The 13,767-nt window shown below is 42.7% G+C and carries 16 protein-coding genes; 15 read left to right on the top strand and 1 reads right to left on the bottom strand.

Annotation, left to right across the window (positions count from 1 at the left end; genetic code table 11):
* Window positions 1-5 precede the first annotated feature (5 nt).
* The 7 genes from ACQKFG_RS19640 (at window position 6) to ACQKFG_RS19610 (ending at window position 5,653) form a co-directional block, all read left to right on the top strand.
* Complete coding sequence (locus ACQKFG_RS19640; RefSeq protein WP_427561959.1) at window positions 6-1,400, top strand: cobyrinate a,c-diamide synthase; 1,395 nt, start codon at window positions 6-8, stop codon at window positions 1,398-1,400.
* Window positions 1,401-1,435: 35 nt separating this feature from the next.
* Window positions 1,436-2,245: a uroporphyrinogen-III C-methyltransferase gene (cobA, locus tag ACQKFG_RS19635; RefSeq protein ID WP_427561956.1), complete on the top strand. Its 810-nt coding sequence runs from the start codon at window positions 1,436-1,438 to the stop codon at window positions 2,243-2,245.
* Window positions 2,224-2,787, top strand: coding sequence for a nitroreductase family protein (locus tag ACQKFG_RS19630; RefSeq protein WP_427561953.1), 564 nt, complete (start codon window positions 2,224-2,226; stop codon window positions 2,785-2,787). The genes cobA and ACQKFG_RS19630 overlap by 22 nt, the downstream gene beginning before the upstream one ends.
* 14 nt (window positions 2,788-2,801) lie before the next feature.
* Window positions 2,802-3,338 carry a cob(I)yrinic acid a,c-diamide adenosyltransferase gene (locus tag ACQKFG_RS19625; protein WP_353871961.1) on the top strand — a complete coding sequence of 179 codons (537 nt, stop codon included), beginning with the start codon at window positions 2,802-2,804 and terminating at the stop codon, window positions 3,336-3,338.
* A gap of 13 nt (window positions 3,339-3,351) precedes the next feature.
* Window positions 3,352-4,869, top strand: coding sequence for a cobyric acid synthase (locus ACQKFG_RS19620; RefSeq protein WP_427561950.1), 1,518 nt, complete (start codon window positions 3,352-3,354; stop codon window positions 4,867-4,869).
* Between the two features lie 150 nt (window positions 4,870-5,019).
* Entirely contained in the window at window positions 5,020-5,292 is a 273-nt protein-coding gene (locus ACQKFG_RS19615) for an HU family DNA-binding protein (protein WP_076371466.1), read from the top strand.
* A gap of 199 nt (window positions 5,293-5,491) precedes the next feature.
* Entirely contained in the window at window positions 5,492-5,653 is a 162-nt protein-coding gene (locus ACQKFG_RS19610; protein ID WP_427561947.1) for a hypothetical protein, read from the top strand.
* Here the strand turns inward: ACQKFG_RS19610 and ACQKFG_RS19605 are convergent.
* On the bottom strand, window positions 5,650-6,435 hold the full coding sequence (locus ACQKFG_RS19605) for a serine/threonine protein kinase (RefSeq protein WP_427561944.1): 786 nt from the start codon (window positions 6,433-6,435) through the stop codon (window positions 5,650-5,652). The two genes, ACQKFG_RS19610 and ACQKFG_RS19605, sit on opposite strands and share 4 nt — an antisense overlap.
* A gap of 248 nt (window positions 6,436-6,683) precedes the next feature.
* Between ACQKFG_RS19605 and ACQKFG_RS19600 the strand changes: the two genes are divergently transcribed.
* The 8 genes from ACQKFG_RS19600 to ACQKFG_RS19565 all read left to right on the top strand — a co-directional run bounded on the left by ACQKFG_RS19600 (window position 6,684) and on the right by ACQKFG_RS19565 (window position 13,756).
* Window positions 6,684-6,812, top strand: a complete 129-nt coding sequence (locus tag ACQKFG_RS19600) for a hypothetical protein (RefSeq protein WP_427561941.1) — start codon at window positions 6,684-6,686, stop codon at window positions 6,810-6,812.
* Between the two features lie 306 nt (window positions 6,813-7,118).
* Window positions 7,119-8,600: a 4-hydroxyphenylacetate 3-hydroxylase family protein gene (locus tag ACQKFG_RS19595; RefSeq protein WP_192204544.1), complete on the top strand. Its 1,482-nt coding sequence runs from the start codon at window positions 7,119-7,121 to the stop codon at window positions 8,598-8,600.
* Between the two features lie 31 nt (window positions 8,601-8,631).
* Window positions 8,632-9,381: an IclR family transcriptional regulator gene (locus tag ACQKFG_RS19590; protein WP_349729475.1), complete on the top strand. Its 750-nt coding sequence runs from the start codon at window positions 8,632-8,634 to the stop codon at window positions 9,379-9,381.
* Window positions 9,382-9,418: 37 nt separating this feature from the next.
* Complete coding sequence (locus ACQKFG_RS19585; protein WP_192204546.1) at window positions 9,419-9,979, top strand: 3-hydroxyanthranilate 3,4-dioxygenase; 561 nt, start codon at window positions 9,419-9,421, stop codon at window positions 9,977-9,979.
* On the top strand, window positions 9,964-11,010 hold the full coding sequence (locus ACQKFG_RS19580; protein ID WP_427561936.1) for an amidohydrolase family protein: 1,047 nt from the start codon (window positions 9,964-9,966) through the stop codon (window positions 11,008-11,010). Before ACQKFG_RS19585 ends, ACQKFG_RS19580 begins: the two co-directional genes overlap by 16 nt.
* Window positions 10,973-11,434, top strand: a complete 462-nt coding sequence (locus tag ACQKFG_RS19575) for a RidA family protein (protein WP_427561933.1) — start codon at window positions 10,973-10,975, stop codon at window positions 11,432-11,434. The genes ACQKFG_RS19580 and ACQKFG_RS19575 overlap by 38 nt, the downstream gene beginning before the upstream one ends.
* Before the next feature lie 47 nt (window positions 11,435-11,481).
* Entirely contained in the window at window positions 11,482-12,957 is a 1,476-nt protein-coding gene (locus tag ACQKFG_RS19570) for an aldehyde dehydrogenase (protein ID WP_349729478.1), read from the top strand.
* A gap of 16 nt (window positions 12,958-12,973) precedes the next feature.
* The gene (locus ACQKFG_RS19565) at window positions 12,974-13,756 is read left to right on the top strand and encodes a 2-keto-4-pentenoate hydratase (RefSeq protein ID WP_427561930.1); all 783 of its coding nucleotides are present in this window, start codon (window positions 12,974-12,976) and stop codon (window positions 13,754-13,756) included.
* Window positions 13,757-13,767: the final 11 nt, after the last annotated feature.

Here is a 13,767-nt window from a genome sequence, read left to right as displayed (position 1 = left end):
CAAATATGAACGATAGAAGATTGGTAATTGCGGGTACCGGAAGCGGTGTCGGTAAAACGACATTGACCATCGGAATCATGGCAGCCCTCCAAAAGAAAGGCTATACTGTCCAAGGGTTCAAATGTGGCCCTGACTATATTGACCCTACTTATCATACAGCGGTTACAGGACGGATTTCACGCAATCTTGACAGTTGGATGTTCGAACATGACACTGTCCGGGAAATTCTTACCAAAGCAGGTAACGGATCTGATATATCGATCATCGAAGGAGTCATGGGCTTCTTCGATGGCAAAAGTCCTTTATCCAATACAGGATCGACGGCTGAAATCAGCATCATCACGCAAAGCCCTGTCCTGTTGGTAGTCAACTGTGCCAGCATGGCACGGAGTGCAGCTGCCATCGTAAAAGGATTTCAGGCCTTTTCGACCGGTCCGGACATCATTGGTGTAATTGCCAATCAAGTGGGAAGTGCGGGGCATTACAAAATTGTCAAATCAGCCATTGAGCAAGAATGCGATGTACCGGTGCTGGGTTATATGAAGCGGGAAATGGATATTGATATTCCTAGCCGTCATTTGGGTTTAATTCCTGCTATTGAACGCGGGGAACTAAATCCGTTTTTCGATAGGCTTGCACAATTAGTCATGGAAACGATCGATATCGATCAGTTGTACCATTTATCCAAGACATGCCCCGTTTCCAGTGGAAACTCAAATATATTTCAACCCCAAAATGAAAAGGAAGTGTGCATTGCCGTCGCAAAAGATGCAGCCTTCAATTTTTATTATCAGGAAAACCTTGAGTTGCTTGAAGCATTTGGGGCGACCATCAAGTATTTTTCTCCATTGAAAGGGGATGAAGTTCCATTGGATGCTGATGGTTTATACCTTGGAGGCGGTTTTCCTGAGGAGTTTGCAGCTGAACTTTCCGGTAATGTGGATGCTATCAAATCCATCAGAATCTCCATTGAAAAAGGGATGCCGACTCTAGCGGAATGTGGCGGTTTCATGTTTTTGAGCAAATCGATTGAAACGACTTCCGGAGAAAAGCATCAGATGGCAGGTATTATTCCGGGCAGGATTAAAATGCAGAAAAAACTTGCAGCACTAGGGTATCGAGAAATTACAGGAACTCCAGGCAATTTTTTGATTAATGAAATGGAGCAGGCAAAAGGACATGAATTCCACTACTCGACATTTGAAGCGGATGATGAACTTACACATGCTTATGAAGCTAAAGGTAGATTCGGTTCAAAACAAGAGGGGTGTGTATTGGGTAACCTTGTTGCTGGGTATACGCACTTTCATTTTGCTTCCAATCCAACACTTGCAAAGAACTGGATCGATGCTTGCTTTAAACAAAAAAAAAGATCTGCCCATGAAACTATCGACAAGTAAAAGATATTTTTTGAAGATTAAGAGGAGGCGCGAGCATGAAACCGGGAAAAGTTCATCTGGTCGGTGCGGGTCCCGGAGATCCGAAACTGATTACGGTATATGGACTGGAATGTATCCAAAAGGCGGATGTCATTGCATATGACAGGCTTGTCAATCCAGAATTATTAACGTATGCAAAAGAAGATGCAGAACTGGTGTATTGCGGGAAATCACCAGGGAAACATCATCTCATTCAAAATGAAATACATGAACTTTTAGTGGAAAAAGCCTTACAGGGGAAAAACGTCACCCGTCTGAAGGGTGGAGATCCGTTTGTCTTTGGGCGGGGCGGTGAGGAAGCGGAGATACTGGCTGCTAACGGGATTGAATATGATATCGTTCCAGGAATCACGGCGGGAATCGCAGCACCGGCTTATGCGGGCATCCCGGTGACCCACCGTGATCATGCCTCAAGTTATGCGATTGTGACAGGCCATGGCCGTGATTACAAGGGGCAGGATAACTTGAATTGGCAGGCATTGGCTCAGGGCATCGATACCATCGCCTTTTATATGGGAATAGGTAATATGCCGTTTATCTGTGAAAAATTGATGGAGCATGGAAGGGACGGCAATACGCCAGTGGCTGTCATTGAATGGGGTACGACAGAAAATCAAAGGACAATTACCGGTACTTTGAGTTCGATTTCTATGAAGGCTATAAAAGAAGAAATTCAAAATCCATCAATCTTTCTAGTAGGGGATGTCGTCCAATTAAGAGAAAAAATCCAATGGTTTGAAAAAGTGATTGAATCAGAGTCCATTATTGAAGGGAATGAGTCGGAATGTCCATCATTCAAGAACTGAAGGAACGCCGGGCAATAAGGAATTACGAAGAAAAAGAAGTGGAAGACCAAAAAATCAGGCAGCTATTGGAAGCGGCTACCTATGCCCCTAACGATCGATTGCGTGAACCTTGGAGTTTTTATGTAATCAAGGGAGAGGCGAAGCAGCGTTATGAAAGATTGGCTGAAAGGTATTTACATGAACGCTTCCCGACCAAACCGAAATTGATTGAAAGTTCACTGGAAGTTGTAAAGACGACACCGCTTATCATCGTCGTGACTTCCGATATTTTGCCTGATGATCCGGATTCATCCGAAGACAATGTATTCGCTTCTTGTTGTGCCGTCCATTCGATGTGGCTTGCCGCAAAAGGACTTGGTCTCGGATTCGTTTGGCGCACTAGAGGAGTGGGCCTTGTCAGGGATGAACGCCTGCAGGAATTTATCGGTTCACCTGAAAACAAAAAAGTGATCGGCACCATTTTTGTCGGATACCCTAAAGGCGATCAACCGGTTCCTGCAACTAAAAGGACTTCATACATAGAAAAAACAGTTTGGCTATGAAGGTAGGTGAGTGAGTGGCACGCAGAGGATTAATGCTTATTTATACAGGTAACGGGAAAGGGAAGACGACTGCCTCATTAGGGGTGACTTTAAGGGCAATCGGCAGAGGAATGAATGTCAAATACCTTCAGTTCATAAAATCTCCAGAGCGTACATATGGGGAAGCATTGGCTTTGAAAAAATTAGGAGTTGAAATGGAACAGCTAGGTATTGGTTTTACATGGACCAAAACTCCAGAAGAGCATCGCAACGCATTGTCGTTAGCTTGGGAAAAGGCGAGACTGGCCCTTAGTGATCCCGGCATTGATTTACTTGTTTTGGATGAGTTGAACAATGCATTGGCGATTTCCAAATTCCCGATCGAAGATGTCTTGCCATTGACTGAAGTCATCGATGCGATTCGAAGTCGTCCCGCTCATATGCACATAGTCATTACCGGCAGGGATGCCAAGCCAGAGCTTATGGAAATGGCAGATTTGGTTTCATCGATTGAGGCGACCAAGCATTATTATGACGAGGGCATCGGCGCTGTCAAAGGATTAGAGTTTTAAGGGGGTGAATGTAATGAAGGCACGATCCATCATGATACAAGGGACGTCGTCTGATGTAGGGAAAAGTTTGATTTGTACGGCATTTTGCCGGGTATTTTCCAATAAAGGATTACGTGTCGTACCATTCAAATCACAAAACATGGCTTTGAATTCTTATGTAACCTTGGATGGCGGTGAAATCGGACGTGCTCAGGGGGTACAGGCGGAAGCAGCAAGGATCACGGCAACGACCGATATGAATCCGATATTACTGAAACCAAAGCAGGATATGGTTTCGGAAGTCATCGTGCACGGTAAGCATTTTCTTGATATGGATGCAAAAAGCTATCGGTCCCAATTTGTCCAGGAAGCCATGCCGATCATCCGTAAATCGGTCGAAAAACTTCAAGAAGACTATGACATCATCGTACTCGAAGGGGCAGGAAGTCCGGCTGAAATTAACCTTAAGGACCGGGATATCGCAAATATGCGAATGGCTAAACTCACGGATGCGGCAGTCATTTTGGTGGCCGATATTGATCGTGGTGGAGTATTTGCCTCCATCATCGGCACACTTGCTTTATTGGATCAAGATGAACGAGATAGTGTAAAGGGGATCATCATCAATAAATTTCGTGGCATGCGTGAATTGTTGGACGATGGCATTGAATGGGTGGAAAAGGAAACCGGGATTCCGGTTCTCGGGGTACTGCCCTATCTAGACGTGAATATTGAAGCGGAAGATTCACTTGCCCTTTCTTCCTTACGTTTTAAAAAACCTAAAAAGGCTGAGTTTCCGATCGATGTAGCCGTCTTGAGATTTCCGCGGATCTCCAATTTTACAGATGTGGATCCTTTTTTTGATGAACCCGGAGTAGGTGTCCGCCTAGTAAGCAGTATCCATGAGTTAGGTAATCCCGATCTGGTAATTTTGCCTGGTACAAAAAACACGATGGAAGATTTAAAATGGTTGAATCGTATGGGGTTGGATCGGGCCATCAAAGAACTGCGGAAACAAGGAACGATGATCTTTGGCATATGCGGCGGTTTTCAAATGCTAGGGACTAAACTATTCGATACTGATGCGGTCGAAGGTGACGGTGAGAACGCGTACGGGCTCTCGCTTCTTCCGGTGGAAACCGTTTTTCAGGCAGAAAAGAAAACAGTACAAATGGAAGGTATCCTTTCTGCCGGGATAATGGAAGGTCAAATGAATCTTAACGGTTTCGAAATACATTTAGGCAGAACGACATTGAAGTCGCAAGTAAGGCCCTTTCTTTTATTGAGGGATGGAAGAGAGGATGGAGCCATTTCCAATGACAACAAGGTAATGGGAACATATCTTCATGGGATATTCCATAATCGCCTGTTCACTAGATTGCTAGTTAACCAAATTCGACGGAACAAGGGGTTGGAAGAAGTGAAGGAGAACGTCCAAAGCGACTCGGAGCGTAGGGAGGAAGCTTACAATCTCTTGGCTTCCCATTTGGAGGAAAACATTGATATGGATACCATCTATCAATGGCTGCAGCTGGAAACTGCAGAAAGTTAATGTTAATCCAAGCCCTTTTATCTTCAAAAAAGCTCAATTTAGAGCTGCAATTCCTTTTATTTTAGCCATAATAAGTGACAGGGGCATACAAGATATGTTATGTTGTCTTCTCTACATACTTTATACAAAATAAAAGGATGAGGTGTTCATATGAATAAAACAGAATTAGTGAGCAGTGTTGCAGCACAAGCTGAACTGACAAAAGACGAAGCAAAAAAAGTAGTGGATGCATTGTTTGAAACAATCACTGCTACACTTGCTAAAGAAGAAAAGATCCAATTAGTTGGTTTTGGAACATTTGAAGTGCGTGATCGTGCTGCCCGTACAGGAAGAAACCCGCAAACTGGCGAGGAAATACAAATTGCAGCTAGTAAAGTACCGGCATTTAAAGCAGGTAAGGAATTAAAAGACGCTGTAAAATAAATGATGAACGAAGAAAAAAACCTGGCGATGCAATGCTCGCCAGGTTTTTTATGTTTATAGTCATTTCAACTTACCCGGTTAGTAATAGAAAGTAACACATATGAAAAAATTATAGTATTTATTAATAAGGTTTATACTGTGATTATGTTAGGCTAAATGAATAACAAGCTTTAAAACCATAATAAAAGAGGTGAAAGATATGCTGAAGAAAATAATGAAAAAAATCAAACAGCTTTCCCAAGGAAGCAGTGAGCGAAGACATGGTCATTATCGCCGAGGCAGCAGCAGCCGAGGGTTTAAAAGGTATCCCATGAGTGGTAGTGACCGCTACAAGAGAAAGGGGCGTGGCAGCAGCAGTTAATTCAATTTCTGTGACTTCAATGCAGCCTGCAGGTCCATTGAGATTTCCTTGATATCTGAATAAGGTTCTTGGATGCTTAATAACCTTTTCAGAATATGCACGGTTTCTTTTTCTAACGAAAGCTCTTCTGTCCAAGGAAGAGCCTTTTTACTTTTGGAAGCGTACGTCGTATAAAGTACATATAGAAGTATTTCCCCCAAGTCGTAAAAATCCTGCCTTTTCAGCTCTAAAATGGATTCTTGTGCGAGATCTGTCGAATTGATCATTATAGACAAACCAAAGTCTATCAAAATGGGCTGATGGTTCTTAAGTAAAATATTTGGTATTCGTAAATCTTGATGGCAAATGTCATGGCCATGTAGATAAGTTACTAAACCGACCAGCTCATCCAGAAAAAATAGAGACTCTTTCTCATTGAACGTTAATTGATTCGAGAAAATATGGGCTTCTAAATTATCCCCTGCAATGAAATCCATCACAAAATAAACATTTCCGCCATATGAAAAATTCTCGTGAAATTTGGGGATGTTTGTGTGGTTTAACATTTGTAAAATGGTCATTTCATTTTCAAACTGTTTCAGCTCTTTTTTGCTGCGGCGTTTACTATTCCGGAGCTGCTTGATCACTATATTCTCATTCTTTTTCAAATCATTGCAAAGGTAAACAATACCATAGCTTCCTGTACCGATTACAGTTTTCACCTCGTAACGGTCATTCAAAACCACTCCTTTTTTTAAAGGTATATCCACAAAAAATTGGTAGATCTTTCTTAAGGAACGCAAAATTGAAACTTCCCTCACCACTTTCATATATTCGAGTCGAAATGACCAAAGCTGGAAATACGAATGATCATGGATAGTTTAACACTGATTTTTGTTAATGCGGTAATGAAAGTCTTTTTACGATAATTCACAAATAAAACGAGCTATTAAAAAAAATCCCTTAAATTTCATAATATGAAATTATATGATTTTTAAAATTATTAAGTTTACTATAATGAATTCATAATGAAAGAGTAGGAGGTGATTAGATGGATGAGCGCGAGTTGAGAAATTGCTCTGGTAAATTCCCAACCGGAGTCTTGATGGGAAAGTTCAAATGTGAATTCATTTACCTAGGTTTCCTTGGATTCCCCGCTCGCTTTAGTATCAATTCATAATGAAGCAAAAGCCTGCACTAGCATGAAAGATAAATCTTTTACCAATAATATTTTGTCGGATGAGCAAGAATCTATTGCATGGAAATTTGCGGGCGGTAAACGACTGGAATAACAAGGGGATTATGCCAAAAATAAATGGGAGTGTTGCCTGGATGGAATGCAAACCATGAAGAGAGTTTGAGGCTGGTGATCATGTATTGTTCATCGGTAAGATCCAGGAGTTACATTTCGAAGATTTGAAAGCGCTTACTTTCATCGAGGGAAAATGGGGTCTGCTAAACAACTAGTAAAATGAGGGGGTTTCTTATGGGCATTAAAACCGGTGAAGAATATATTAATAGAATTAAATCGAGAAAGCCAGAAGTCTGGCTTGGTGGAAGAGTGGTCGAGGATATTTATAATGAGCCAATTTTTAAGCAGCCGATACAAGAAATTGCGAGGTTGTATGACATTCAACATGACCCGGAATATCAAGATGAAATCACCCACATTTGCAAAGAGACCGGGGAACGTGTTAATAATGCTTTCTTATTCCCGAAGACATCGGAGGATTTGCAAAAAAGAAGTAAATTATTTGAAGTGTATGCAAGGATGACATATGGACTAATGGGGAGAACGCCGGACTTTTTAAATGTCGTGGTCACTTCCATGGCACATAATTCCTGGTTTCTTGATAAATACAACAAAGACTGGTCAAAGAACATCAAGGATTATTATGCCTATATTCGTGACAATGATTTATTCTTGACGCATGCAATCATTAACCCTCAAAATGATCGAAGCAAGCAATCTCATGAACAAAAAGAAACATATACCCACTTAGGGACAGTTGAGGAAAGAGAAGAAGGAATACTTGTTCGCGGTGCAAAAATGTTAGCAACGCTGGCACCGATTACAGATGAAGTGATTATCTATTCTTTCCCAGGATTCACACCAGGGGATGAACGTCATGCGGTAGCATTTGCACTGCCGATCGATACGCCTGGACTGCGCATTATCTGCCGGGAACCAATGCAGGACGGAACACGCTCGATGTTTGACCATCCACTGGCCTCCCGTTATGAGGAAATGGATGCCCTGCTTGTATTTAATGATGTTCTGGTTCCTTGGAATCGTGTCTTCTTATACAACAATGTGGAGGCGGCAAACCGCTTGTATCCAATGACGGGAATCGCTGAACAGCCTGCTCACCAATCAGGCGTGCGTGGATATATTAAACTGGCATTTGCCGTTGAAGTCGCTTGTAAAGTGGCAGACTCTATCGGAGTCGATGGATTCCTGCATGTTCAGCGTGATTTGGGTGAACTTGTTCAATCTGTGGAAGTCATCCGTTCGCTGCTTCGGGTAGCGGAATATGAGTACACGATTAATGACTACGGTGAGGCCCGGCCAAATCCGGATGCATTGGAAACGATTCGCGGTTTCCTTCCAGAGATGTATCCACGTGCCATAGAGGTTATCCAGACCATTGGAGCTGGAGGGCTGTTGATGTCTCCGACAGGGGCCGACTTTGATAATCCCGAATTGCGCATTGATATCGATAAATATTATGGAGGACGTAGCGGGGTTTCAGCGGAAGAGCGAGTTCGCGTGTTTAAACTTGCTTGGGATTTATGCGGGGAAGCGTTTGGACAGCGCCTTCTTCAATACGAACGCTATTACACGGGTGATCCAGTTCGGAAAAGAGCGATTTTTTATAATAAATATAAGAAAAACAACAACTTTAACATGGTTGATGAAGTGCTTAACAAACCGATGCAAGTAGCCATCGATGCGGTTAACCAGTAATTTTAATAGTTGAATGGGGAGGGGGGCCGTCATGATTTCGTCCGTTGAGAAGCTTATAAAGATACTTGATTTATTCACTAATGAAGAACCCGCACTTGGAAATAAGGAAATAGCTGAAAAATTGAATATGAGTCCAAGCTCATCTCATCATCTAGTGAAAACGATGTGCAAGGAAGGGATGCTGATCCAAGGCAAAGATCGAAAGTACCGGCTTGGATGGAAGTTACTTGAGTGGAGCAGTAAAGTCATGTATCAGCAGGATATTCATTATGAGGCAGGTCCAATTATCAGTAATCTTGTCCTGCAATTTAAAGGTAATTCTCACATCGGTATGTTTCACGAAGGCGAAGTCAGGTTTGTGATGAAAATGACGTCCCCTCATGCCGAGCATATGACAACATATATAGGAGCAAGAAAACCAGCTCATTGTACGAGCAGCGGGAAAGTATTACTAGCCTTTAACCCATCCTTTATTCAGCCTACGCTTGCAAAAGGGCTATTGAAGCACTCAACTAACACGATTACTTGCATCAACCAATTGAATGAAGAATTAAAGGACATCCGAAAACAAGGATTTGCGATTAGTGATGATGAAAATGATCATGGTTTATATGGAGTTGCAGCACCCATTAAATCCTATAATGGCCAAGTTATTGCAGCACTTAACCTTGTCGGGGATCGAAATTATATGATTGGGAAAGAAAAAACGAGAATTATTCAGTCTGTAATACGATCGGCACAAATGATTTCAAAACAAGTAGGTTACATGTCTTTAATGTGAATTTTCGGATTATTAAGAAAATGGAGGTAGTTTATTTATGAAAGGATATGCTCAATCTTCAAAATTACAGGCTAGATCATTAAATCTAATAAAAATTATTGAGGACAATAAACATTTATTGAAACCGCCGGTTAATAACAAAGTGCTTTGGGAAGATTCCGAATTCATCGTCATGCTTCTTGGTGGTCCGAATTATCGGCGTGATTTTCATGTAGACCCTTCTGACGAGTTGTTTTATCAGATAAAAGGCTCCTGCTATGTAGAATGCATCAACCAAAGCGGGGACCGTGAAGTAGTGGAGGTGAATGAGGGGGAAATGTTTATGCTGCCAGCTGATGTACCTCATTCTCCTCATCGTGTACCTGATACTTACGGCATTGTCATAGAGCGCAAGCGTGCTAAAGATGAGCTTGAAGATTTTGTTTGGTTTTGCGGGAATTGTAACCATGAGATGCACAAAGTTACGATCCAATTGACGAATATTGAGGTCCAGGTGAAAGAGGCGATCGAGGCTTTCAACGGAAGTAAGGAACTTCGCACCTGTAGTGAATGCGGTCATGTTATGTCAGAAAACGTTGAGGCTTGGAAATGCGAATAGATTTTCATACACATATTCTTCCGCTGGACCTGCCAGACTTAACCGGTAAATTTGGTCAGGGGCGCTGGCCAGTGCTAGAGCAGAAATGCTCTTGCGGGGCGGATATCATGGTAAGCGGAAAACTGTTCAGGAAAGTGACTGACCAGGTATGGGACCCTGAAAAACGCATTCAGGATATGGATGCGGAGGGAGTCGATATGCAGGTGCTCTCACCGGTGCCAGTGACATTTTCATACTGGGCGCCAATTGATCAGGCGCTATACATGTCCCAGTTCCAGAATGATTTCATTTCTGGGACTGTGAACAGGTATCCTGACAGGTTCATCGGTCTCGGTACTGTACCTCTTCAGGATTTGAAAGTGGCAATCAGGGAAATGGAACGCTGTAAATTTGAGCTTGGTATGGCGGGAATCGAAATCGGTACTAACGTAAATGGAGAAAATCTGGATTCTCCTGTTTTATTGGAATTCTTCCAAATGGCTGAAAAGTGGAATGTCCCACTGTTTATACACCCATGGGAAACAATGGCAAAAGACCGAACGGAACGGCATAATCTCATGTATACAGTGGCGATGCCGAGTGAAACGGCATTGGCGGCAGCAAGCATTTTATGGAGTGGCATCATGGAAAAGTTCCCGGATCTGAAAATCTGTTTTGCACATGGCGGGGGCTCATTTCCATATATTTTACCGCGGATCGATCAGGGATGGGAAGTATGGCCTGATTTAAGAAAAACATCAATGCCGCCAAGCCACTATGCACAAAAGTTTTATTTCGATTCACTGAACTATGATACCCGGAATATTCAGTATCTGATTGACCGTTTTGGATATAAGAAAGTGCTGATGGGTTCCGACTATCCATTTTTATTGAGAGAAAAGCCCCCAGGTCAAGTAATTGATGACACTCTAAATCTATCAGATGAAGTGAAAGCGAATCTTTTAGGGAGAAATGCACTGAGGTTTTTAAATTTGGAATCACGAGGGGAGAAGCATGGAAAAACAGATAAAAGCACCAGAACAAGTCCTTGAAGAACTTGGAATCATGCTTGAGCCGCCAAGGGAAGCGGTCGGCAACTACGTTAGCCACGTCCGGGTGGGAAATTTGATTTTCACATCCGGACAAGGTGTTGATGAATATCACGGTAAGCTTGGCAAAGAGCTGACGGAAGAGGAAGGGTATCAGGCAGCGAGGCAGTCAATGATTAATCTTCTAAGGGTACTGAAGGATGAGCTTGGAGAACTATCCAGAGTGAAGAAGGTAATCAAAATTCTCGGAATGATTAATTCAGCTGAAAATTTCACAGGACAGCCCAAAGTATTGAATGGCGCATCAGACCTGCTTGTGGCCGTATTTGGAGAGAGGGGTAGACATGCTCGTTCAGCAGTGGGAATGGCACAGCTACCAAATAACACTGCAATTGAAATTGAAATGATTGTGGAATTACAAGATTGAGGAACTTGAACTGAGCGGGTGTCTCAATAAAGGGAGAGGGATGTTTCATGCAAGCAGCAAAAGATAGCATAAATACAACTAAATCAATAGATTGCCGACACTTTATTAACGGGGAATTCCTGAATCCAGATCAGTCCAAGACTTTTGACAATATCAATCCCGCAACGGAAGAAATACTTGGATGGGTTGCAGAAGGAGGAAAAGAGGAGGTGAATCAGGCTGTTTCTGCAGCACGACATGCGCTTAAAGGTCCTTGGAAATCCTTTACCGATAATGAACGCTCTGCGGTTCTAAGGCGAATCGGCGATCTCATTTTGGAAAAGAAAGAAGAACTGACAATGTTGGAAACCCTTGACACAGGGAAACCATATAGCCTTGCACTGGAAATGGATATCAAGCGTTCGGCTCACAATTTCCACTTTTTTGCTGACTATATCACTACACTTGGTAATGAATCCTTCAATCAGAACAACATCGCACTTCATTATTCCATTAGGAGGCCCGTAGGAGTGGTAGGAATGATCAATCCTTGGAACTTACCTTTGCTATTGTTGACATGGAAATTGGCACCATGCCTGGCAGCTGGCAATACAGCTGTTATGAAACCGGCTGAACTGACGCCGATGACAGCGACAAAGTTAATGGAGATTTGTAAGGAAGCGGGAGTTCCCGATGGAGTTGTCAACCTTGTGCATGGATATGGTGTAAATTCAGCTGGGGCTGCTCTAAGTGAGCATCCGGACGTCGATGCGATAACATTCACTGGAGAAACAAAAACGGGAACGGCGATTATGAAAGCTGCCGCGCCCACGTTGAAAAAAATCTCTTTTGAACTGGGCGGGAAAAATCCGAATATTGTGTTTGCAGACTCGAATCTTGATGAAGTAATCGAAACGACATTGAAATCAAGCTTCATGAACCAAGGTGAAGTTTGTTTATGTGGATCAAGAATCTATGTTCAGCAAGGATTGTATGACGAATTCCTTGAAAAGATGGTCACGCGAACAAAAAAACTAAAAGTCGGGGATCCGTTTGATTCCGAAACGGAAGTAGGAGCTGTAATAGGAAAAGAACATTATAAAAAAGTGATGAGTTACATTGACCTGGCGAAAGAAGAAGGAGCGGAAATATTAACTGGAGGAAGAAGAGCCGGACAGTTTGAAAATGGCTTTTTCATCGAACCGACAATTATTGCCGGAGTTACGCGTGAATCCCGTTGTGTACGGGAAGAAATTTTTGGTCCTGTGGTAACGGTCATGCCTTTCGAAACGGAAGAAGAAGTACTGGAGCACGCAAATGATACTCATTACGGACTGGGTGCAACGATCTGGACCAATGATTTAAGGAGAGCGCATCGTGTCGCTTCTAAAATAGAGGCGGGCATTATCTGGGTGAATACCTGGTATTTGCGTGATTTGCGCACACCTTTTGGCGGTATGAAGCACAGTGGCATCGGCCGTGAAGGCGGGTCTCATAGTTTCGAATTTTACAGTGAACTGTCTAACGTCACGATTAAATTATAAAGGAGGGGGAAGCATCATGAACGTTAGTTTAACAGAATGGTCTGCCAGGTTTTTGAAAGCGGAAAAAACAGGAATAGGGATTTCGGCCCCCACCAGTGAAATTCCCGATTTGGATGTGGAGGATGCCTACCAAATTCAACTTGAAACCATTCGAAGGAAGACCCAGCTCGGTCTGGAAGTATCAGGTAAGAAAATAGGCTTGACTTCTAAGGCTATGCAGGAGGTTCTGGGAGTGAATGAACCAGATTACGGACATTTACTTGATGCAATGAAGATGGAAAATAATGGATGTATTTCGGGTCTGCGGTTGATCCAACCGAAAGTGGAGGCAGAGGTAGCTTTTATTTTAAAGAAAGATCTACATGGTCCCAATATTACGGTTAATGATGTAATCGATGCCACTGATTATGTGGTTGCTTCGATTGAAGTGGTTGATAGCCGGGTGATGGACTGGAAGATGAAACTTCCGGACACTGTGGCGGATAATGCATCATCGGGCCTATATATTCTGGGAGATCGCAAAATTCACTTGAGTGAAATCGACCTTCCTTCCATTCAAATGAGCCTTTATAAAAATGGGAAATTCATGAACCAGGGAACAGGTGAAGCGGTACTTGGAAATCCAGCAACGTGCGTAGCGTGGCTGGCAAATAAACTGCATGGGTTTAAAGGTTCATTGAAAGCGGGCGAAGTAATTTTGTCCGGTGCGTTATCCGCAGCAATCGAAGCGAAACCAGGTGACTGTTTTTCTGCTGACTTTGGGGAAAAACTTGGAAAGGTCTCGATTAATTTTGAGTGAAAGGAGCCCAG

The sequence above is a fragment of the Peribacillus sp. NPDC076916 genome (assembly GCF_050269675.1).
Classification (GTDB): domain Bacteria; phylum Bacillota; class Bacilli; order Bacillales; family DSM-1321; genus Peribacillus; species Peribacillus aracenensis.
The sequence above is the reverse complement of the archived record's forward strand: the minus strand, read 5'-3'. Positions and strand labels throughout refer to the sequence as shown.